This window comes from Sporolactobacillus laevolacticus DSM 442 (assembly GCF_000497245.1).
Classification (GTDB): domain Bacteria; phylum Bacillota; class Bacilli; order Bacillales; family Sporolactobacillaceae; genus Sporolactobacillus; species Sporolactobacillus laevolacticus.
This window is the reverse complement of record NZ_AWTC01000006.1, coordinates 130355-149456: the sequence shown is the minus strand read 5'-3', so window position 1 is coordinate 149456 and position 19102 is coordinate 130355. Positions and strand designations below refer to the sequence as shown.

Here is a 19102-nt window from a genome sequence, read left to right as displayed (position 1 = left end):
CACAATGAAAGAAGAGCGGTTCATGAGGAGAGTATGGAAAGGTGTCTGCCATAAATTGGCAGACATCGTGAATGTCGTTTCTGAACGGAACAGATTATGTTAAACTATAAGTCAGCAAGAGAAAAGTGGAGTGATGAGTCGTGAAACAGTATTTAGACCTTTGCCAAAGGGTGCTAGACGAAGGCCATGAAAAATCTGACCGTACCGGTACGGGGACAGTCAGCGTGTTTGGCCATCAGATGCGCTTCAATCTTCAGGATGGATTCCCGTTGATGACAACCAAGAAGCTGCACTTTAAATCCATTATTTACGAACTGCTTTGGTTTCTTAAAGGGGATACGAATGTTAAGTATTTACAGGAACACGGTGTGCGTATCTGGAACGAATGGGCGGATGAGCAAGGCGATCTTGGCCCGGTATATGGGCATCAGTGGCGTTCGTGGCCAGGAAAAAATGGCGAAACGATTGATCAAATCAGTAATGTCGTTCATGAAATCAAAACCAATCCGCATTCCAGACGTCTGATTGTGACCGCATGGAACCCGTCAGATATACCCAATATGGCTTTGCCACCATGTCATTGTCTTTTTCAGTTTTACGTTAATGACGGTCGTTTGAGCTGCCAGCTCTACCAGCGAAGCGCGGATATCTTTCTTGGCGTTCCTTTCAATATTGCGTCCTATGCGCTCCTTACCCATATGATCGCCCATGTCACTGGACTGAAAGTCGGAGATTTTATACATACGTTTGGCGATGCTCATATTTATCTAAACCATCTTGATCAAGTCAGAAAGCAGCTTGAACGTGAGCCGAGAAAACTGCCGACGCTTAAAATCAAACGGACTGTATCATCTATTTTTGATTTTGATTATGATGATTTTGAGTTCAATGATTATCATCCTTATCCGGCAATAAAAGGAGAGGTTTCGGTATGATTTCATGTCTGCTCGCTATGGACCAAAATCAGCTGATTGGCCGAGATAATGCTCTTCCGTGGCATTTGCCGGATGATCTGCGCTACTTTAAGCAGAAAACACTTGGACATTCCATTATTATGGGAAGAAAAACGTTCGATTCGATTGGAAAAGCGCTGCCTGGTCGAAGAAATATCGTTTTGACGCATAATCCGGATTTTACAAAAAGTCATGTAGATCGCTTTTCATCGGTTGATGAGTTCTTAAAAAGCGGCCAGTCTTATGGGCATGAATGCTTTGTCATCGGAGGAGCGAGAATTTTTGAAGCGTTTCTTCCCTTTACAGACCGGCTTTACATCACACATATTGAAGCGGAGTTTGATGGCGATACCTATTTCTCGGGCTTTAATCCGGAAGAATGGCGGCTTGTCAGTTGCACATCTGGAAAATTAGATCAAAAGAATATCTTCCCGCATTCTTTTTGCGTGTATGAGCGCGCTTAATCACAAAGCCAGCATGGAGTTCATGGACTTTCACCTCTTTAAGCAGTTTGCATAAACTGTTAAAAAGAGTGACGGAGATGATCAGAATGTTCATATCATATCTGCAATTTGGGCTGTGTTACGGAATTATTGGACTGATCATGGGATCAATGTTAGGTCTTCTCCCGTTTTGGCGCACGTGGCAAACCAAGCATGTCGCTGCATTTTTTCTATTGCTGGTCGCTTGGCTTCCAATAGCTGTCCTTACATTAATTGCAGCACCACTAGCGAACAGGTTCCGTTTGTCTCAGGACAGTGATTATTAGAGATCTTGGCGTAAAGAGGACCTCGGATGATTCGATCATGCTTAGATTAATTTCAATATGATAATACCCTATATATTAGAAAGAGGTTCCAGAATGGAGGAGCCTCTTTCTCTGTAATTTGTTATTCAACAAAAGAAAAGTGAGAAATTATAGAGATGTTTCTATAAGCCTGTTGCAGAATTGGCCAAGCAGCATCTAGGTGATCACGCCATAGATCTTACCGGTTCTGATTTTATCTTTTTTAAAATCCGCACCGACTTCAAAAATCAACGTGTGTTTAAACGAAAGTTCGTCGACGGTTAGAAGTAGATTGGCGCTCAAGCCATGTCCTATAAGTAATCGGGTGAAAATTATCGCGATTCCTGATCAGTGAATAAGGAAAAATGATTTTGTTCACGCAGGTGCTATTGAATTTAATTTCTTGACAAATATATGAATTTGCTTTAAAACCTTATAATAAACAGGTAAAATATTTTTATTACATGCTTTTTTAGTAACGAAAAAGTCACACAGTCAGTGAGCAGAAGATTGGAAATTAAGCGCTTTTCGTGCGAAAATAATCCTGTAAAAGATGAGTACTCATTGAAAATCTTATTGTATTGCTGAAATGGCTTAACGAAAATAATTGCCAATGAGAGTGCTTGTTTCGGCTAGACTTTTGCAGATTGGCAACAGCAATCTCGATAAAGAACAGAATTGGCAAAAAAGGAGAATGAACAGGTATGGCTTCTAACGTATCAGAATTGACCACCTATATGGCTTACCTCGAAGGTGAATGGAAGAAAAGTTCATCTGGTGAGACCATCGCGATTCAATCCCCTTACCTTCGACAGACGATTGGTTACGTGCAAGCAGTTACGCAGGATGAAGTGGATGATGCAATTACTGCAGCGCACAATGCACAGAAGGAATGGGCTGGGTTATCTTTAAGCGCCAGAGGAGAATATTTAGATCGATGGGCAGACGAACTGGTTAAAAACAGTGAGGAAATTGCTCAAGCGATTATGCAGGAAGTCGGAAAAGGATTCAAGGACGCTCAAAAAGAAGTTGTCCGTACAGCAGACTTGATTCGCTATACCGTACAGGAAGCGCTCCATATGCATGGTGAAAGCCTGAGAGGCGATGGATTCCCTGGCGGCGATCAAAAGAAAATCGGTATTGTTGAAAGAGCTCCTCTTGGTGTTGTACTTGCTATCGCGCCATTCAACTATCCGGTTAACTTGGCAGCTTCAAAAATTGCTCCGGCATTGATGGTTGGTAATGCTGTTATTTTCAAACCAGCAACACAAGGATCAATTAGCGGTATTAAAATGATTGAGGCTTTGGATAAAACGGGACTTCCGAAAGGGTTGCTCAGCCTGACAACCGGCCGCGGTTCGGTTATTGGCGATTACCTCGTGGAACACAAGGGCATCAATATGATCAGCTTTACCGGCGGTTCAAGCACTGGCCGTCACTTGTCAAAACAAACGACAATGATCCCGCTTGTTCTTGAACTCGGCGGAAAAGATCCGGCAATCGTTTGTGATGACGCTGATCTGGATGTGGCAGTTAGCAGCATTATGAATGGTGCTTTCTCTTATTCAGGTCAACGCTGTACGGCGATCAAGCGTGTGCTCGTAAACGAGCGTGTTGCTGATGAATTGGTTTCGAGATTAAAAGCAAAGGTTGAGAAATTGACCGTTGGTTCACCAGAAGTGGACAGCACAATTGTTCCGCTGATTGATGACAAATCTGCTGATTTTGTTCAGGGCTTAATTGACGATGCGCTTGCGAAAAATGCGACGCTTGTTACGGGCAATAAACGTGAGAACAACCTGATTTATCCAACATTGCTGGACAATGTAACAGAAGATATGGACGTTGCCTGGATCGAACCATTTGGTCCTGTACTTCCTGTCATTCGTGTGAAATCGGATGATGAAGCGATTGAAATTGCCAATAAATCTGAGTTCGGCCTGCAAGCTAGTGTCTTCACACAAGACATTGACCGTGCGCTTGCCGTTGCGAGACAGGTTGAAGCAGGTACAGTTCAAATCAATGGCCGGACAGAACGTGGACCGGATCATTTCCCATTCCTTGGTGTCAAAGCTTCTGGTATGGGCGTTCAAGGTATTCACCACAGCCTTCTGTCGATGTCTCGCGAACGCGTGACCGTTTTGAACTTGAAATAATGATTTATGTAAAAAGGGAAGAACCAGTTGCGACTGGTTCTTCTTTTTTGATTACATTAGAAAACTTGGCTTTGCCAAATCTTTAAAATAGGTGAAGCCTTAGTTGTGACGATCACGATGGCCTAATGTTGGATATGCCACAGGACGTGGCGTTTTATCCGATCACTTAAACTATAATTCGAAAGATCTTTATACATTCTTATAGTGTAAAAAAAGCACACTCCGTTGTGGGTGTGCGGTTATGGACCGACATTTAATAGTAAAACGGTCCTGGTCCCGGTCCGTAAAAACCTCCGCCATAATAAGGCGGTCGCGGTCCTGGTCCGTACGGGTATGGTCCAGGTGGACAATACGGGCATGGTCTCACACCAATAATTGATCCTAATCCAACGCCGAGCAAACCTCCTGCAAATCCGCCTAAGAATGCCGGAGCACCTACACCTAAACCAAAGAATCGTTCATCATTATTTCTTGTTTCTGCTGGCGTCTGATCATTATCCAAAGGTCTCAAATAGACATTTTCCTGATCGAAAGAATCAATGATTCCATAATGAACCGAGCCGTCATTGCATTCAATTTCGACAGGCTGATTGAGCAGATTTTGCCAATAGTTTTGATATGACATTTTCGTACCTCCTGTGATCATTTGAGTGTTTGCAAGAGTTTTGAAAACACATCCAGTCATCGTTGAGCAAATGCCTAATCCTACAGTATGCTTGAGTTGAAAAAGTGGGTGGGCATCTGTCATGATGTACGGGGCAAATGATCAAGTTTTTGCTTTTTTTGATCGTAAGTGTGAATTTGATGCGAGAGGTGACTAACTAATGGCTGAGTTTAGACCGATTTGTGAGAAAGACAGGAAAGAAATTGAAAAACAAGTGGTTATGAGATGGGGCGGAAGATCGATGGCCATTCATGGGGAACTTATTGATGTTACAAACTTGCCGGGCTTCCTTGCATTTGAGAATACTCAGCTCGTTGGCATGCTGACCTATAGGGAATCATCGGAAGGCATTGAAATCATATCACTTGACAGTTTCATAGAACATCATGGTATTGGCTCGGCCTTGCTAAAAGCAATCGTGCGAGCCACTGAGGAACAGAATTTAGGGCGCCTTTATTTGACAACAACGAACGACAATTTGCATGCTTTGCATTTTTATCAAAAAAGGGGCTTTACTTTATCGGGATTGAGGATTGGAGCGGTTATTGAAGCGAGAAAGCTGAAACCATCAATTCCATTAATAGGAAACGATGGCATTCCGATTGAACATGAACTTGAATTGACGTATGACTTTAATCGAACATGACCATTGACATTGCATTTAAACGAATGAAGGATTAAAATAGAATAAATAATTAATGAAGAGGAGCGAAACATCGATGGTTTTATCTGATTGTCTGCAACTTAAAATGGCCTGATACAGGTGAAGTCTGCCTTTTTCATTTAAAACAGGCCAATGAGTTGTGACAACAGATCATGGATGTTTCTGCTCCTAACGTTTGATCTTCAGACTAAAAGGGCGAAGCATTATTGTTTCGCCCTTTTTCAAATGGATTCGGAAAAGGCCCTTATCTGTTCGCTTCTTGAAGGCCGCAAATAAGGGGAGTGTACGTATGTTACTGATCGAAGCAAAAAACATGGCTTTCTCATATGGAGATAAGCTGATTTATAAAGATATGAATTTTCGTATGATGGAAGGAGAGCATATTGCCCTCGTTGGTCATAATGGTGCGGGTAAATCAACCTTTCTGAAGTTGATGCTCGGCGAGTTGCTGCCGGATAGCGGCAGTATGGATACACGACAGGACTTGAAAATTGGCGTAATTGAGCAGCATCTGCATTTTGGAAAAGAAAAAAGTGTGTATGCAAGCTTGCAGGATGCCTTTAAAGAGTTGTTTGATGCTGAACAGAAGATGAATGAGCTTGCAGTGAGCATGCAGGAACCAGAAGCCGATCCAGAAATAATTGATCAGTACGGCCAGCTGCAGGAACAGCTTATTGCCAATGATTTTTACACAATTGACGCGCGAATCCGCGAGATGGCAGATGGACTTGGATTGACAGCAATCGGGCTGGATACAGATGTCGATCAGCTGAGTGGCGGACAGTTGACGAAACTCTGTCTTGCCAAACTGCTGCTTGAAAAACCAGAAGTGCTTCTTTTGGATGAACCAACCAATTATTTAGATACCGTGCACATCGACTGGCTGACCAATTATCTGAATGCCTATCCGCATGCATTTATTGTGATCTCCCACGACACACACTTTTTGGATGCTATTTCTCAGTATGTTTACCATCTCGAAAACCAGCAGCTGAACCGTTATGTCGGGAATTATCAGTCGTTTCTGAAGCAGCACGAAGCGCGTCTCGAGCAGCAGGAGATCGCTTTTAGGCAGCAACAAAGGGAAATAAAAAAATTAGAAACTTATATTCAAAAGAATAAAGTGCGGACTGCCACAGCGAAACAGGCAAAAAGCAGAGAAAAGCAGCTCAACAGAATTGATCGTCTTGACCCGCCTGCTCAAACTCGAAAACCCAAGTTCCACTTCAAAGTGAGCAGCCAGCCAGTTCGTTTGATTTTCACAGCGGAAGATTTAGGTGTTGGTTATGAGCATCAGCTATTCCCGACGATGTCTGCGAAGATTGTGCGCGGTGAAAAAATCGCGATTACCGGTCACAATGGTATTGGGAAAACAACGTTGCTGAGGACACTATTAGGTGAGCTGGCCCCGCTCTCCGGTAAAATGATGAGAGGCGATCGTGTATTGCCTGGATATTTTTCTCAGTTATCCGCACCGCCTCATCTGACGCCGCTTGAATGGATGATGGATCAATTCCCGGATATTCCCGAAAAGGTGCTTCGTCAGCATTTGGCTCAATGCGGTGTATTCGCAGAGCATATGCGTCAACCGATGGATACACTTAGCGGTGGAGAAGAAACGAAGGTTCGCATTGGACGGCTGATGCTGCAGAAAAGCAATGTGCTGATCTTTGACGAACCGACTAATCATTTGGATGTTGATGCTAAGGCGGCGCTAAGTAAAGCACTTGAAGATTATGAAGGTACCGTATTGGTGGTTAGCCATGAGCCTTCATTCTATAAAGAATGGGTGACGAGGATCTGGGATATTGAAGAGTGGTCAATGAAAAAGAAAAAATAAGAAAAATGTACACTTAAATGGACAGTTCTATTTCTGCTCTGGTACAGTTAAACAATGATGTGTTAAAGATGATTAGGGTGATATTATGGTTGACCACAAGCTAGAAGAATTGGATAAAGAGACGCTGATCGCTGTGTCACAGATTTTCAAAGCAGTTTCAGATCCAACACGTGTGCGGATACTATATTTGCTGTCACAAAGTGAATGTTCTGTTACAGAAATTGCAGAAATTCTTGGACTGCAACAGTCAACCGTATCGCATCAGCTCAGCTTTCTCAAACACTTGCATTTGGTTAAATCGCGCAGAGATGGCAAAGTCATATATTACTCTGAGGAAGATGAGCATGTGATGAATCTTCTTGCCCAGACCATAGATCACACGCGCCATCGTCAAATCCTATAAAAGAGAAATCCATACATACCCAGTACACAAGCCGTTCCGATCAAGCAGCTTGAACATATCGTGCTAAAGAACAATCTGTGAATGGGGCGTGTACAATTTGTCAAATCAATCGATTTATTCTCAGTGTTGCGGGCTTGTCAACCAACCGGTTGAAATTCGATGCCATGATGGATCTGTGCATCGTGGTGTGTTGTCTCGGGTCGACGATCGAAATGTTTATATCCAATCTGCAGGTGGTAATTCACTAAGTGGTCCCGGGTTGTTTTTGTGGGGAGGCTGGGGTTGGGGATTTCCAATTGCCCTTGCTTCAATTGCAGCTATAGTGGCACTGGGCTTTTTATGGTAAGCCTATAATGTGGTCAGGAAAAGGGAGGTTCTCGTTAAGAGAAGCTCCCTTTTTGCAAACAAAAGTATAAGATTTTGGACTTAGTCACCAGGATGATTGGCGTCACTTCGCCATGATTTAGGTTCAAACACGAAAGTGCGAGACTCCTGCGGGACTGCCATTGTTGATGCGAGCCAAGTGAGACCCCGCAGATTACTGCTTGTTTGAGGAGGCTCACGGATCGCCCGCGGTCGCACCAGTTGATGCCAGCAACTGAAGTGTCGTCGAAGCACAAGTTTGGTGAATTAAAGCCGCATAAAAAGCGATAGTCAAGGACTGGGCTTGCCTGTTTTTCTTGTCGAAAAGAGGTTTGTTAGGTTTTTTCAATAAAAAATGGTATGCTGGTAGAAGAGCAATTTAGGATCAAAGAGGTGATTCTCATTGAATAAACGAGAAGCCATGGTATTGTTAAAAAATAAAGGTTATAAACACACGGATAAACGTGAGGATATATTAGAACTATTTGATCAAAAAGGCGGCTATTTATCAGCCAAAGAAATTCAGACCGCGTTGAAGGATAGTTATCCTGGGATCAGTTTCGATACGATCTATCGAAATCTTTCCTTGTTCCAGGATTTGATGATTCTTGAGGAAACAGAGCTTGACGGCGAAAAAATTTATCAGTTTCATTGCACTGAACACCACCATCATCACTTAATCTGTCTCAGCTGCGGCAAAACACGAACGATCGAAGTTTGCCCGATGCAGGATCTGTCACAAATTGATCCCGAATTTCAGGTGACCGGCCATAAATTTGAAATCTATGGTTACTGTAAGAGTTGTCAGCTGAAAATGAAAGAGACGGAAAAAAAGAATCATGATTCAATGATGGTTAGCCCCAAAGTCTGATTCTTGTTCAGCATTTGCTCAACCGATGATACCTGATCTTTTCGACAGCGAATAATGATCACTACACAAGGATCGGGCCTTTTTTTGAATTTATTAGATATAAAATAATCGATGACTAAGCCAATTAAAAAACCGATAAAGCTTGAAACAACTCCCCAAACGATCGGCCCCCAAGCTAAGCGAAAGCCGACACTTGCTCCGACAACACCGAAAATCGTTGCAATAATAAAGCTGATATCGGCTCGACTTGTTTCATCGTTATTTCCCAATTGACCTTTGTTGGATCGATTCTGTAATGCAGGACGATTCATTACATAGCAAGCGATATCGTTTTGCCCAACGGATAGTCGCTGAAGTTCAGAGAGAACAATTTCAACTCTTATGGATTGCTGGAACAGACACATAATGTCAATCATAATCCGGTGTCCTCCCTTTCTTAAATGGCAATGGGAAATTTTTGGGCTGCCACTCTCTATGTAAGTAAGATCGCTGCTCATCGGCAAAAAGGCAATTATATTCAATCGTTTTTGCGTAGGCATCGTAAGAAGCGCCGAATATTAATGAAGGCATAAAGAGCAGCCATTCAGGACGAATGACTTTTGTCGCATCACTAAGTGTCCCGTTAAGGAGCATTTGGATGCTTTGTAACTCGTGAGAAATGATATAGATTGTCAACGACCATGCTAACAGTGAGAACGAAGTAATAAGACGGCGTGCATAGAACTGGCCAAGTCCGGGAAGAAGCAGGGACCACATGCCAGCGACCCAAGGTACACGTTTGTCCAGATAGCAGATTTCATACGAATGCAGGTCCATTACATTAACCTCAACCGGCTGATTTTCTGTCAAAAAATACAGCTTATTTATATCAATGGCAGAGCGATAGCTGTCCCAAATGCAAAAAAAATAAAAAGGAATGTAAATTAACGTCCATTGAGTATTGAGAACCGTTGTAGCCTGGTGAAAATCACCCATAAAGGTATAAACCATAGCAAGGTTGAGTTTTGACTGGACATTGATGATAATTTCAATCAAAAACAAAGCGTTACCCTTAACATGCATGTTAAGCAGCATATGCCCAAACCCGGGAAAGGCAGCTGACCACCAGGCAACAACTGATGGCCTATGATAACTTAGTCTAGTTGTACCAATAAAGTCCATTAATGCTTTGTTTCTACGTACCATCGAGAAGCTCCATTCCATATTACTGCTGAGTGTTATTATTGTTTATTTATTTCAATTATTTTCATTAAAGCTTTTTTTATTTTTCCTCGAAGGTTTGGATTCATACATTAAAGATGATTACTTCACTTTTTAGAGGTATACAATTTATAGAGAAATTAGATCATTCGAATGGAATTATGCCACAGATTTTTCTATATATATCCGAAACTACGATAAGAAATGTGCAGTACTAACGACAACAGATACAAATTTTTTAAATATTGACAAAGTAAAAGGAGCCTAATATACTTATTCTGTTCCTTGATGTTTTCACGGTCTAAGTATCCGCTGCTCTCCGGCTGACGGCCCCTTAGATCATCTGATCACGAATAGGGAAGGAAATCACTACGATGACTTATCATAAAGACACCATTTATATTATTGGAGATGCCAAATCATCACAGAAGAATCCGATTACCCTGCGGTTTAATCAGTTTTTTATTGGGGTCGTTGTTGATCGAGCAAGCGGGCGAATTGTTGATGCTGATTGTTCAGCGACGATCGCATTGACCGCTCATTTTGTTTGCTCCTTGTTGACCGGTCGTTTGATTGATGATCCGTCAATTATTTCGGACATTGAACAAAGATATTTCGGTTCTTCCCAGAAAGCGTTAATCGTCGCTTTTGGTGATGCATTAAAAAAATACAAGCAATATAGAAGCCAAACCGCTTTGTCTAAATAATCCTAGACAAAATCCAGTTCAAGTATTTGATGAGCTGGATTTTGTACGTTTATACAGGTAATGAACAGAAAGGTGGAAGTTCATTGATCTTTCCAAGCCGATTATACGAAGGAGATACAATAGGGGTAATCAGTCCCGCAGGACCTCCGGATCTTGAACGATTAGCGAAAGCAACCGACTGGCTGAAACACCTTGGCTTTCAAGTACGGTTAGGTAAGCAAATTGATCAGGTTTATGGCTACTTAGCCGGTTCAGACGATGAACGTTTGGAAGACATGCACGAGATGTTTTCCGATGACACGGTACGCGCAGTGATCTGTTCTCGTGGCGGGTACGGAACGGCCCGATTTGCTGATCGTATCGATTTTGATTTGATTCGCAAACACCCAAAGATTTTTTGGGGTTATAGCGATATTACTTATTTACATACATCGATCAGGCAACAAACCGGTTTGGTGACGTTTCACGGACCAATGCTTGCTTCGGATTTGGGAGATCCCGACGTTCCTTTACTCTCAAAACAATTATTTTCTCAGCTTTTTCAACCGATGTCTCTCCGTTATGATGAACATTTATCGCCGTTGACTGCCTTAAGCGGTGGAACTGCTGAAGGTATGCTTGTGGGGGGGAATCTTTCACTGCTTGTCAGCACTTTAGGTACGGCCTATGAGATCGATACGAGGAATAAGCTGCTCTTGATTGAAGATGTCGGCGAGGCGCCTTACCGAGTAGACAACATGCTAAATCAGCTTAGACTGGCACGCAAGCTTGATCAGGCGGCGGGTTTTATTATTGGCGATTTTCACACGGATCATCCACCTGACAAGGAATCATCGTTAACTTATGAGGAAGTTTTCAGAACCTATTTAGGGACGCTTGGAAAGCCGGCTGTTAGCGGATTTTTCATCGGACACTGCCAGCCGAATTTTTCAGTACCGCTTGGTGTGGAAGCAATGCTGGACGCTGATCGGAAACAGCTTTGGATCCAGCCGGGCGTGATGTAAGAAAAGACGAATGAAACATTTAACATCAGGACTGTGAAAGGAAGTTAAAAATGAAAATTGTTGATGTGCAAACGAAGCGGCTTTCTATTCCGCTCGTTAAGCCTTTTAAAACGGCATTGCGCACCGTGAGTACCGCTGAAAGTGTTGTTGTTTTTATCACCTGTGATGATGGAACGATTGGTATCGGCGAAGCGCCGCCTACCCATGTGATCACGGGAGACAGTCTTGCCAGCATTGATTATGCGATTATGGAAGTCATCCGACCACTGATTATTGGGTTGGAGATCGAACAAAAAGAACGAATCAACCATGTGGCCGATAAGGCGATACTTCATAATTCGAGTGCAAAAGCTGCGATTGACATAGCTGTTTATGATTGTTTTGCAAAAAGGGCAGGACTTCCTTTGTATCAACTGCTCGGCGGAAATGCCAACCATCTGGAAACTGATTTTACTGTCAGCGTTAATCATGTTGATGAAATGATTGAAGATGCACTCGGCTTTGTAGCAAAGGGGTTTAATACCTTGAAAATCAAAGTAGGAAATTCGACGATTGAGGAAGATCTTGAACGGGTGAAGGGTTTGCGCCAAGCAGTTGGCAACAAGATCAAGCTGAGACTGGATGCTAATCAAGGATGGAACGCCAAAGATGCAGTGGCAGCAATCCACAAAATGGAAGATTTGGGATTGGACATTGAGTTGATTGAACAACCGGTACCGGCTTGGGATTTTGAAGGCATGAAATTTGTTACAGAACACGTTGACACACTGATTATGGCGGACGAGAGTATTTTTAGTCCTAGCGATGCGGCGCGTCTATTGGCAATGCATGGCTGTGATATCGTTAATATCAAACTGATGAAAGCCGGCGGCATTTATGGTGCCGAAAAGATAAATGCTTTAGCTGAGGCCTACGGTGTTGAATGCATGGTCGGCTGTATGGTTGAATCTAAAGTTGCGGTTACCGCAGCCTGCCACTTTGCTGCAGCGAAAGCGAATGTCACACGTTGCGATCTGGATACACCTCTGATGTTTGCATCGGATCCGGTAATAGGCGGAGCGGTTTACCAGCAAAGCCAAATTACACTTCTAGATCAACCTGGTCTAGGTATTCAAGACGTTCAGATTAAATGACGGAGGGTTTCCATTGAAAAAAATAAGAGTATCTGTACCAGTAGCGACGATTTGGACCAGTCCTGAGTCAGTCAGATCCATAGATGCTCAAGCTATCGCTGATCAACCAGATATGGTTGCGTGGCTTAAAACAATGACAAGGGAAGAAACCATTGCTCTTTGCGGGGAAAAAAGACTTCAGTCTCAGGTTTTGTTTGGTGATGAAATCCTTATTGATGAAGTAAAAGGACCATGGGCGAAAATTTGTGTACCTACTCAATATTCAACAAAAGACAAGCGTGGGTATCCCGGCTGGATGCCGCTCGGACAATCTGTAGAATCAGAGATGGCAACCGATTGTCAGCAGATCAAGGTTCAAAGTAATGTGGCTACTTTCTATGACTTGCAAAAACAACCGATTTTTGATTTAAGCTTCGGTACATTCTTGCCTCTGCTTGAGGAGTCAGAGGATGAAGTGAAAGTAGATAGCCCAATTGGTCCAGGTTTCATGTATAAGAAAGACATCCTAATGCCAGTGCAGCAGCATTTGCATACTGGCTTTGAAATTGTGAAAAATGCTGAAAAATTTATTGATCTTCCTTATTTGTGGTCAGGAATGAGCGCTTACGGTTATGATTGCTCAGGATTCAGCTTTTCGATGCTGCGCGCAGGTGGCTATCTGATTCCTCGTGATGCCGACGACCAAGCGTTGCAAGGTGAAGAAATCACACTGCAATCGGCACTTCCGGGTGATCTGCTATTTTTTGCTTATGAAAAAGGAAAAGGGTATGTGCATCATGTCGGTATTTACTACGGTGACGGTAAAATGATTCATTCTCCGACACCAGGCAAGATTGTCAGCATTACCGTGCTCAAAGGATCGAAATATGAAGAAGAATTATGCGCGATTCGCCGATATTGGAAAGGATGAACAAGCAACGTTGCTTGCTTGATTACGATAAACACAATCTCAATATTTGATGGAAAAAAGGGGTGAGTGACATTGATAGATTTGAATAAACAATTAGCCGATACAATTAGCACGATCGTTCGCCCACTTGGTGATCATATTGCAGTGGAAATAAGCGGATCGGATGGATTTTCATTTTCCTATCATGAGAATATTCCGATGCTCTCCGCGAGTTTGATTAAATTGCCCGTCTTGCTGTATGCATATAAAAGTGCTGAGCTCGATTCGTCTATACTGGAACAGACCATTCATCTTGATGAACAGAAGATCGTGAGCGGTTCAGGTGTTCTTCAAATACTCTCACTTAGAGATTGGACAATCAGAGATTTACTAGCACTGATGATCAATGTATCGGACAATACCGCGACCAATTTATTAATGGATTTTTTCGGAATTGAAAATCTACAGGCGTGGGTCGAGAAACAAGGATTGGTCGAAACAAGGATTGAACGAAAGATGATGGACGAGGAAGCTCAACGAGAGGGGCGTACCAATTGGATCAGCGCCCATGATGCCAATTGGATGATTCAGCAGATTTTTTCTGAGAAAAATCCTCTTCCTGATGATGCTAAAGCATGGCTGCTTCATCAGCAATACAGAGATAAGCTCCCTGGGTTATTTGACGAGAAGTCGCAGCCTGTGACTGTGTATAATAAGACTGGTGAAATGGAAGAAATCGACCATGATGCCGCCTATTTCTTCTATAATGGTCATTCTGTTGCTGTTACTGTATTAACATCAGGTATTGAGAATCGGCAGGATGCTCTCTTCCCGATACAGAACATCGGTCAATTGATTGAGGAGTATCTAGTTGAGGTCGCTCATTCTGTTGGTTAATCGTTATATCACTAATTAGTGAATCAATGTCCGTTATTGACAATCATTTACAGTCGCATTAGAATGAACGTAATTCTATACGTCTTTTATCATCACTGATTATTAATTGAATCACAATAATAGTTAAGCCTCTCTGAGATCGGGAGGCTTTTTGCACAGTATTACACTTCTTGATCTATTATTGGAAATGATAAGTTACTAAGAGTTTTTCAGTGGGCTCAAATGGAGGTTATATGCAATGGAGTCATTAAATTTTATCAGAGTCGCAGCCGCATGCCCTGTGACACGAGTCGCCGATGTACGAGCCAATGTTACCAATATTAAAGCATGTATTGATCAAGCGATTGAGCAGCGGGCAAAACTTATCGTTTTTCCTGAATTATGCGTCACTTCATATACTTGTGCCGATTTATTTTTGCAAAAGCTGGTGCTGGATGAGGCTGAGGCCGGTGTAGAAGAAATCCGAGCCTACAGCGCTGAAAAAGATATTATGATTGCAATCGGTGCACCGCTGTTTTCTCAGACGGTTGTCTATAATTGCGGATATATATTGTTCAATGGAAAAGTACTAGGCATCGTCCCAAAAAGTTACATACCAAACTACGAAGAATTCTATGAACGACGATGGTTTACATCTGGAAAAGACATAGTTAATCGTTCGGTGGATCTCTCCTTTCAGAAGGAGATCCCCTTTGGTGTTGATCTTGTATTCCAGAGCGGCGGATTTCAAATCGGTTTTGAAATATGCGAAGACTTGTGGAGTGTCGTGCCACCAAGCAGTTATTTAAGCTTAGCGGGCGCCCAATTGATCGGAAATCTTTCCGCTTCAAACGAAGTAGTCAGCAAATCGGATTACAGAAAGGCGCTTGTTCAATCGCAAAGCGCGAAGTGCATGGCTTCTTACATCTACGCTGGAACGGGAACAGGTGAATCTTCAACGGATGTTGTTTTCGGCGGGGAACTGCTTATTGCTGAAAATGGGAATATGCTCAATAGAAACGAGCGTTTTCAGAGAGAAAACGAGGTTGTGACCTCAATTGTCGACATTGACCGATTGAATTTGCAACGTATTAAAAACATAAGTTTCCGTGAAGCAGCATCGACCGTGCCATTTGAAGCACGCAAGATACAATTTAATTTTAAGAAAACTGATTTTGGAACTTTCGACCGTCCTATTGATAAACACCCATTTGTGCCTTCCGACGCCAAGCAAAGAGAGGAGCGCTGCAGTGAAATATTCAGTATCCAGGCAGCTGCACTCGCAAAGCGCTTGGAACACACCGGACTGAAAAAAGCGGTGATTGGCATTTCAGGCGGATTAGATTCAACACTGGCTCTTCTGGTCATTGTCAAAACCTTTGATCTGCTCGGTTATGACCGGAAAGACATCATAACAGTGACCTTGCCAGGTTTCGGTACGACCGATCGCACCTATCAAAATGCCGTTTCGCTCTGCAAGAAGCTAGAAACTGATTTTTGTGAAGTGAACATTGTGGCCGCTTGTCTGCAGCATTTTAAAGATATTGGCCATGATCCTGCGATACATGACGTCACCTATGAAAACGTTCAGGCTCGTGAACGTACGCAAATCCTGATGGATATTGCCAACAAAGAAGGCGGACTTGTCATTGGAACAGGGGATCTCTCTGAGCTTGCACTTGGATGGAGTACCTACAACGGCGATCATATGTCAATGTACGCCGTTAATTGTTCAGTGCCAAAGACATTAGTCCGCTATCTTGTCCGCTATGTTGCTGAAGAAGAGACCAGTGCGGAAATTTCCGCAATTTTGCTCGATGTACTAGATACACCGGTTACTCCTGAATTGCTTCCAAAGAGTGGGGAAGGGAAGATTTCACAGAAAACAGAAGACATTGTCGGTCCTTATGAACTCCACGACTTTTTCTTGTATTACTTTGTGCGCAGTGAATTTACACCGGCAAAAATTCTGTTTTTGGCAAAATCCGCATTCTCTGATCGTTACGATGAAGAAACGCTCCGTAAATGGCTTCAAATTTTTCTTAAACGGTTCTTCGCGATGCAATTCAAGCGTTCTGCGATCCCGGATGGACCTAAAGTGGGTACAGTAAGCTTGTCGCCACGCGGGGACTGGCGGATGCCTTCGGATGCTAGCCGTAATCTGTGGTTGAATGACTTTTAAGAAGACGAAAGAGAGGTAAACCTGTGATTCGCCGTTTTTTTTCGTATTACAAGCCCTATAAGAAATTGTTTTTTCTTGATTTTTCATGTGCGGTACTTCTCGCTTTGCTCGAGCTGATCTTCCCGGTGGCGGTGAATCAAGTGATTGACCGGTTGCTGCCAGGCAAGGATTGGTCGATCATTTTGCTCGCGTCAGTCGGATTGCTTCTGTTCTATCTGATTAACACCTTTATGCACTATGTTGTCACTTTTTGGGGCCATATGCTTGGTATTAATATTGAGACAGATATTCGTCAGGAACTATTTGAACATATCCAAAGACAATCCTTTCATTTTTTTGATAACAATAAAACAGGACATATGATGTCGCGTCTGACGACGGATCTCTTTGATATTGGGGAGACCGCACACCATGGACCGGAAGACATATTCATTGCATTGATGTCTTTGTTCGGTGCCTTTTTCCTGATGCTGTCGATCAACTGGAAGTTAGCATGCATCACTTTTGTACTCGTTCCGATCTTAGGTGTTTTCATTACCTCATTTAACATGAAGATGACTCATGCTACTGATCAAATCTATCAAGATATCGCCGTATTTAACGCCAATGTGGAGAATGCGGTCGGCGGCGTTCGCGTTGTCCAGGCCTTTTCTAATGAAGACTATGAAAAGAAGCAGTTTAGAGAAAACAATAAATTATATAGAAAAGCAAAACTCTTCTCCTATAAAATTATGGCGACGAGTGTAACCACAAACTATCTATTTATACGATTGATCATACTGTTCACGTTGATCAGCGGTTCTTGGTTCGTTATTCATGGCGAACTCAGCAGTGGACAGTTTGTTGCATTCTTGCTGCTTGCAAATATTTTCGTTCAACCAATTGAAAAATTTAACGCGATTATTGAACTTTATCCAAAAGGGATTGCCGGATTCAAACGATTTATGAAGTTAAAAAGTCAGACTCCTGAGATCGTTGACACGAAAGATGCGATTGAGGTTGATGCTGTTCACGGTGAGATTGAGTATCGCAATGTAAGCTTTGGCTATGAAGGGAAGAAGGCTGTCCTGAATCATATTAATCTGCATATAAATCAAGGGGAGACTGTTGCTTTTGTTGGTCCGACAGGAGCAGGAAAAACGACGTTATGCAGCCTACTGCCACGCTTTTATGATGTGTCGGACGGTGAGATTACCATCGATAGTATGGATATTCGTGCCATGAAGCTCTCTTCATTGCGAAAGCACATCGGCCTTGTGCAGCAGGACGTCTTCCTTTTCTCAGGCACACTCAGAGAAAATGTAGCTTACGGAAAACTGGACGCTACTGATGATGAAATCTGGAGAGTGATTAAGCTTGCCAGACTTGAAGAAACCGTGGCAAGAATGCCAAACGGCCTAGATACTGTTGTAGGAGAACGTGGAGTAAAACTCTCAGGAGGACAAAAGCAAAGGCTCTCTATTGCCCGTATGTTTCTTAAAGATCCTTCCATACTGATTCTGGACGAAGCCACTTCTGCATTAGATACCGAAACTGAGGCAGCAATTCAACACTCACTTGAACAACTGTCCTCGGGCAGAACCACACTCATTATTGCGCATCGCCTGGCAACGATAAAGAATGCGGACAGAATTGTTGTTGTCACTGAAGAGGGAATCAGCGAACAAGGAACGCATGAACAATTGCTTGCACGTGACGGAGTTTACAGTCATTTGTATGAGTCGCAATTTACAATGAATATGTAGGTATTTTCAAATAAGGGTAATTTTATAAAGGAGTTGATAGTGATGATGTTAGGAGGATTTGGATTATTTACCCCCTTACTCATAGTGATTGCTTTTTGGATTTTCGTCATTTATATGGTGATAACAGCAGTAAAGTTAATGAGAGAACGGAATCAATACCTTAAAGAAATTCGTGATGAACTGCGAAAAAATAATCATGGGAACAATGCGTCCTCAGGAGATCCTCAATGAGTTGTATTCGCGAATTGACAACGGTTGCCGAATGGAAGGCAGCATTTTTAGTTATGCAACAACTACGAACGTCATTGGATGAAGAAACTTATTTGGAACTCGTGGAACACGCTTATAAGAATGAAGGCTATCATTTATTTGCTGTATTTGAGCAAAACGAAATCGTTTCGGTTACTGGATTTATGCCAATGACGACCTTGTATAACGGACCATCTGTGTGGGTGTGCGACTTGGTCACTGATGAACAACACCGTTCAAAAGGGTTTGGCAAACAGTTGCTTACTTTTGTTGAAGAGTGGGCAGCAGACCACGGTTACACCATTGTTTCACTATCAAGCGGTCTTCAACGCAAAGATGCGCACAGATTTTATCATGATAAAATGAATTTTGACTGTAGCAGCTATGTATTTAAAAAAGCGGTTGACAGGTGATAA

21 protein-coding genes are annotated in these 19102 nt (G+C 42.6%); 18 read left to right on the top strand and 3 right to left on the bottom strand.

Annotated features, from left to right (window positions below; genetic code table 11):
• Positions 1-140: 140 nt before the first annotated feature.
• The 4 genes from P343_RS27200 to P343_RS27185 all read left to right on the top strand — a co-directional run bounded on the left by P343_RS27200 (position 141) and on the right by P343_RS27185 (position 3896).
• Positions 141-935: a thymidylate synthase gene (locus tag P343_RS27200; protein ID WP_023509972.1), complete on the top strand. Its 795-nt coding sequence runs from the start codon at positions 141-143 to the stop codon at positions 933-935.
• On the top strand, positions 932-1417 hold the full coding sequence (locus P343_RS27195) for a dihydrofolate reductase (RefSeq protein ID WP_023509971.1): 486 nt from the start codon (positions 932-934) through the stop codon (positions 1415-1417). Before P343_RS27200 ends, P343_RS27195 begins: the two co-directional genes overlap by 4 nt.
• A gap of 86 nt (positions 1418-1503) precedes the next feature.
• Positions 1504-1722: a hypothetical protein gene (locus tag P343_RS27190; protein ID WP_023509970.1), complete on the top strand. Its 219-nt coding sequence runs from the start codon at positions 1504-1506 to the stop codon at positions 1720-1722.
• A gap of 722 nt (positions 1723-2444) precedes the next feature.
• The gene (locus P343_RS27185; RefSeq protein ID WP_023509969.1) at positions 2445-3896 is read left to right on the top strand and encodes an NADP-dependent glyceraldehyde-3-phosphate dehydrogenase; all 1452 of its coding nucleotides are present in this window, start codon (positions 2445-2447) and stop codon (positions 3894-3896) included.
• Between the two features lie 253 nt (positions 3897-4149).
• Here P343_RS27185 and P343_RS27180 read toward each other — a convergent pair whose 3' ends face one another.
• Positions 4150-4521: a hypothetical protein gene (locus P343_RS27180; RefSeq protein WP_023509968.1), complete on the bottom strand. Its 372-nt coding sequence runs from the start codon at positions 4519-4521 to the stop codon at positions 4150-4152.
• Positions 4522-4720: 199 nt separating this feature from the next.
• Here P343_RS27180 and P343_RS27175 point away from each other — a divergent pair, with 199 nt between their 5' ends.
• From P343_RS27175 to P343_RS27160, 5 genes are all read left to right on the top strand, one after another.
• On the top strand, positions 4721-5206 hold the full coding sequence (locus P343_RS27175; RefSeq protein WP_023509967.1) for a GNAT family N-acetyltransferase: 486 nt from the start codon (positions 4721-4723) through the stop codon (positions 5204-5206).
• Between the two features lie 307 nt (positions 5207-5513).
• On the top strand, positions 5514-7064 hold the full coding sequence (locus tag P343_RS27170; protein WP_023509966.1) for an ABC-F family ATP-binding cassette domain-containing protein: 1551 nt from the start codon (positions 5514-5516) through the stop codon (positions 7062-7064).
• Positions 7065-7149: 85 nt separating this feature from the next.
• Positions 7150-7467: an ArsR/SmtB family transcription factor gene (locus tag P343_RS27165; RefSeq protein WP_023509965.1), complete on the top strand. Its 318-nt coding sequence runs from the start codon at positions 7150-7152 to the stop codon at positions 7465-7467.
• 97 nt (positions 7468-7564) lie between these two features.
• A complete protein-coding gene (locus P343_RS36720; protein WP_084297756.1) occupies positions 7565-7813 on the top strand; it encodes a hypothetical protein in 249 nt (82 codons plus the stop codon).
• Between the two features lie 420 nt (positions 7814-8233).
• Positions 8234-8701, top strand: a complete 468-nt coding sequence (locus tag P343_RS27160; protein WP_023509964.1) for a Fur family transcriptional regulator — start codon at positions 8234-8236, stop codon at positions 8699-8701.
• Here the strand turns inward: P343_RS27160 and P343_RS27155 are convergent.
• A complete protein-coding gene (locus P343_RS27155; RefSeq protein ID WP_023509963.1) occupies positions 8668-9117 on the bottom strand; it encodes a membrane protein in 450 nt (149 codons plus the stop codon). The two genes, P343_RS27160 and P343_RS27155, sit on opposite strands and share 34 nt — an antisense overlap.
• Entirely contained in the window at positions 9110-9886 is a 777-nt protein-coding gene (locus tag P343_RS27150) for a hypothetical protein (RefSeq protein WP_031263874.1), read from the bottom strand. The genes P343_RS27155 and P343_RS27150 overlap by 8 nt, the downstream gene beginning before the upstream one ends.
• A gap of 389 nt (positions 9887-10275) precedes the next feature.
• Here P343_RS27150 and P343_RS27145 point away from each other — a divergent pair, with 389 nt between their 5' ends.
• From P343_RS27145 to P343_RS27105, 9 genes are all read left to right on the top strand, one after another.
• Entirely contained in the window at positions 10276-10608 is a 333-nt protein-coding gene (locus P343_RS27145) for a DUF3870 domain-containing protein (RefSeq protein WP_023509961.1), read from the top strand.
• An 83-nt stretch (positions 10609-10691) separates the two neighbouring features.
• Positions 10692-11612 (top strand): S66 peptidase family protein, encoded by a 921-nt coding sequence (locus tag P343_RS27140; protein ID WP_023509960.1) that lies wholly within the window; start codon positions 10692-10694, stop codon positions 11610-11612.
• 50 nt (positions 11613-11662) lie between these two features.
• Positions 11663-12745 (top strand): mandelate racemase/muconate lactonizing enzyme family protein, encoded by a 1083-nt coding sequence (locus P343_RS27135; RefSeq protein WP_023509959.1) that lies wholly within the window; start codon positions 11663-11665, stop codon positions 12743-12745.
• Positions 12746-12758: 13 nt separating this feature from the next.
• Entirely contained in the window at positions 12759-13655 is an 897-nt protein-coding gene (locus P343_RS27130; RefSeq protein ID WP_023509958.1) for a C40 family peptidase, read from the top strand.
• Positions 13656-13721: 66 nt separating this feature from the next.
• Positions 13722-14531, top strand: coding sequence for a serine hydrolase (locus tag P343_RS27125; RefSeq protein WP_031263873.1), 810 nt, complete (start codon positions 13722-13724; stop codon positions 14529-14531).
• Between the two features lie 238 nt (positions 14532-14769).
• Entirely contained in the window at positions 14770-16692 is a 1923-nt protein-coding gene (locus P343_RS27120) for an NAD(+) synthase (RefSeq protein ID WP_023509956.1), read from the top strand.
• A 23-nt stretch (positions 16693-16715) separates the two neighbouring features.
• On the top strand, positions 16716-18437 hold the full coding sequence (locus P343_RS27115; RefSeq protein WP_023509955.1) for an ABC transporter ATP-binding protein: 1722 nt from the start codon (positions 16716-16718) through the stop codon (positions 18435-18437).
• A gap of 42 nt (positions 18438-18479) precedes the next feature.
• Positions 18480-18668, top strand: coding sequence for a hypothetical protein (locus P343_RS27110; protein ID WP_023509954.1), 189 nt, complete (start codon positions 18480-18482; stop codon positions 18666-18668).
• Positions 18665-19099, top strand: coding sequence for a GNAT family N-acetyltransferase (locus tag P343_RS27105; protein WP_023509953.1), 435 nt, complete (start codon positions 18665-18667; stop codon positions 19097-19099). The genes P343_RS27110 and P343_RS27105 overlap by 4 nt, the downstream gene beginning before the upstream one ends.
• Positions 19100-19102: the final 3 nt, after the last annotated feature.

What these genes read in the sequence shown, in the direction of transcription:
- P343_RS27195 (WP_023509971.1), top strand. Translation starts at nt 932, where the DNA reads ATGATTTCATGTCTGCTCGCTATGGACCAAAATCAGCTGATTGGCCGA.
- P343_RS27190 (WP_023509970.1), top strand. Translation starts at nt 1,504, where the DNA reads ATGTTCATATCATATCTGCAATTTGGGCTGTGTTACGGAATTATTGGA.
- P343_RS27150 (WP_031263874.1), bottom strand. Translation starts at nt 9,886, where the DNA reads ATGGTACGTAGAAACAAAGCATTAATGGACTTTATTGGTACAACTAGA.
- P343_RS27110 (WP_023509954.1), top strand. Translation starts at nt 18,480, where the DNA reads ATGATGTTAGGAGGATTTGGATTATTTACCCCCTTACTCATAGTGATT.
- P343_RS27155 (WP_023509963.1), bottom strand. Translation starts at nt 9,117, where the DNA reads ATGATTGACATTATGTGTCTGTTCCAGCAATCCATAAGAGTTGAAATT.
- P343_RS27170 (WP_023509966.1), top strand. Translation starts at nt 5,514, where the DNA reads ATGTTACTGATCGAAGCAAAAAACATGGCTTTCTCATATGGAGATAAG.
- P343_RS27135 (WP_023509959.1), top strand. Translation starts at nt 11,663, where the DNA reads ATGAAAATTGTTGATGTGCAAACGAAGCGGCTTTCTATTCCGCTCGTT.
- P343_RS27165 (WP_023509965.1), top strand. Translation starts at nt 7,150, where the DNA reads ATGGTTGACCACAAGCTAGAAGAATTGGATAAAGAGACGCTGATCGCT.
- P343_RS27105 (WP_023509953.1), top strand. Translation starts at nt 18,665, where the DNA reads ATGAGTTGTATTCGCGAATTGACAACGGTTGCCGAATGGAAGGCAGCA.
- P343_RS27145 (WP_023509961.1), top strand. Translation starts at nt 10,276, where the DNA reads ATGACTTATCATAAAGACACCATTTATATTATTGGAGATGCCAAATCA.
- P343_RS27120 (WP_023509956.1), top strand. Translation starts at nt 14,770, where the DNA reads ATGGAGTCATTAAATTTTATCAGAGTCGCAGCCGCATGCCCTGTGACA.
- P343_RS27180 (WP_023509968.1), bottom strand. Translation starts at nt 4,521, where the DNA reads ATGTCATATCAAAACTATTGGCAAAATCTGCTCAATCAGCCTGTCGAA.
- P343_RS27175 (WP_023509967.1), top strand. Translation starts at nt 4,721, where the DNA reads ATGGCTGAGTTTAGACCGATTTGTGAGAAAGACAGGAAAGAAATTGAA.
- P343_RS27185 (WP_023509969.1), top strand. Translation starts at nt 2,445, where the DNA reads ATGGCTTCTAACGTATCAGAATTGACCACCTATATGGCTTACCTCGAA.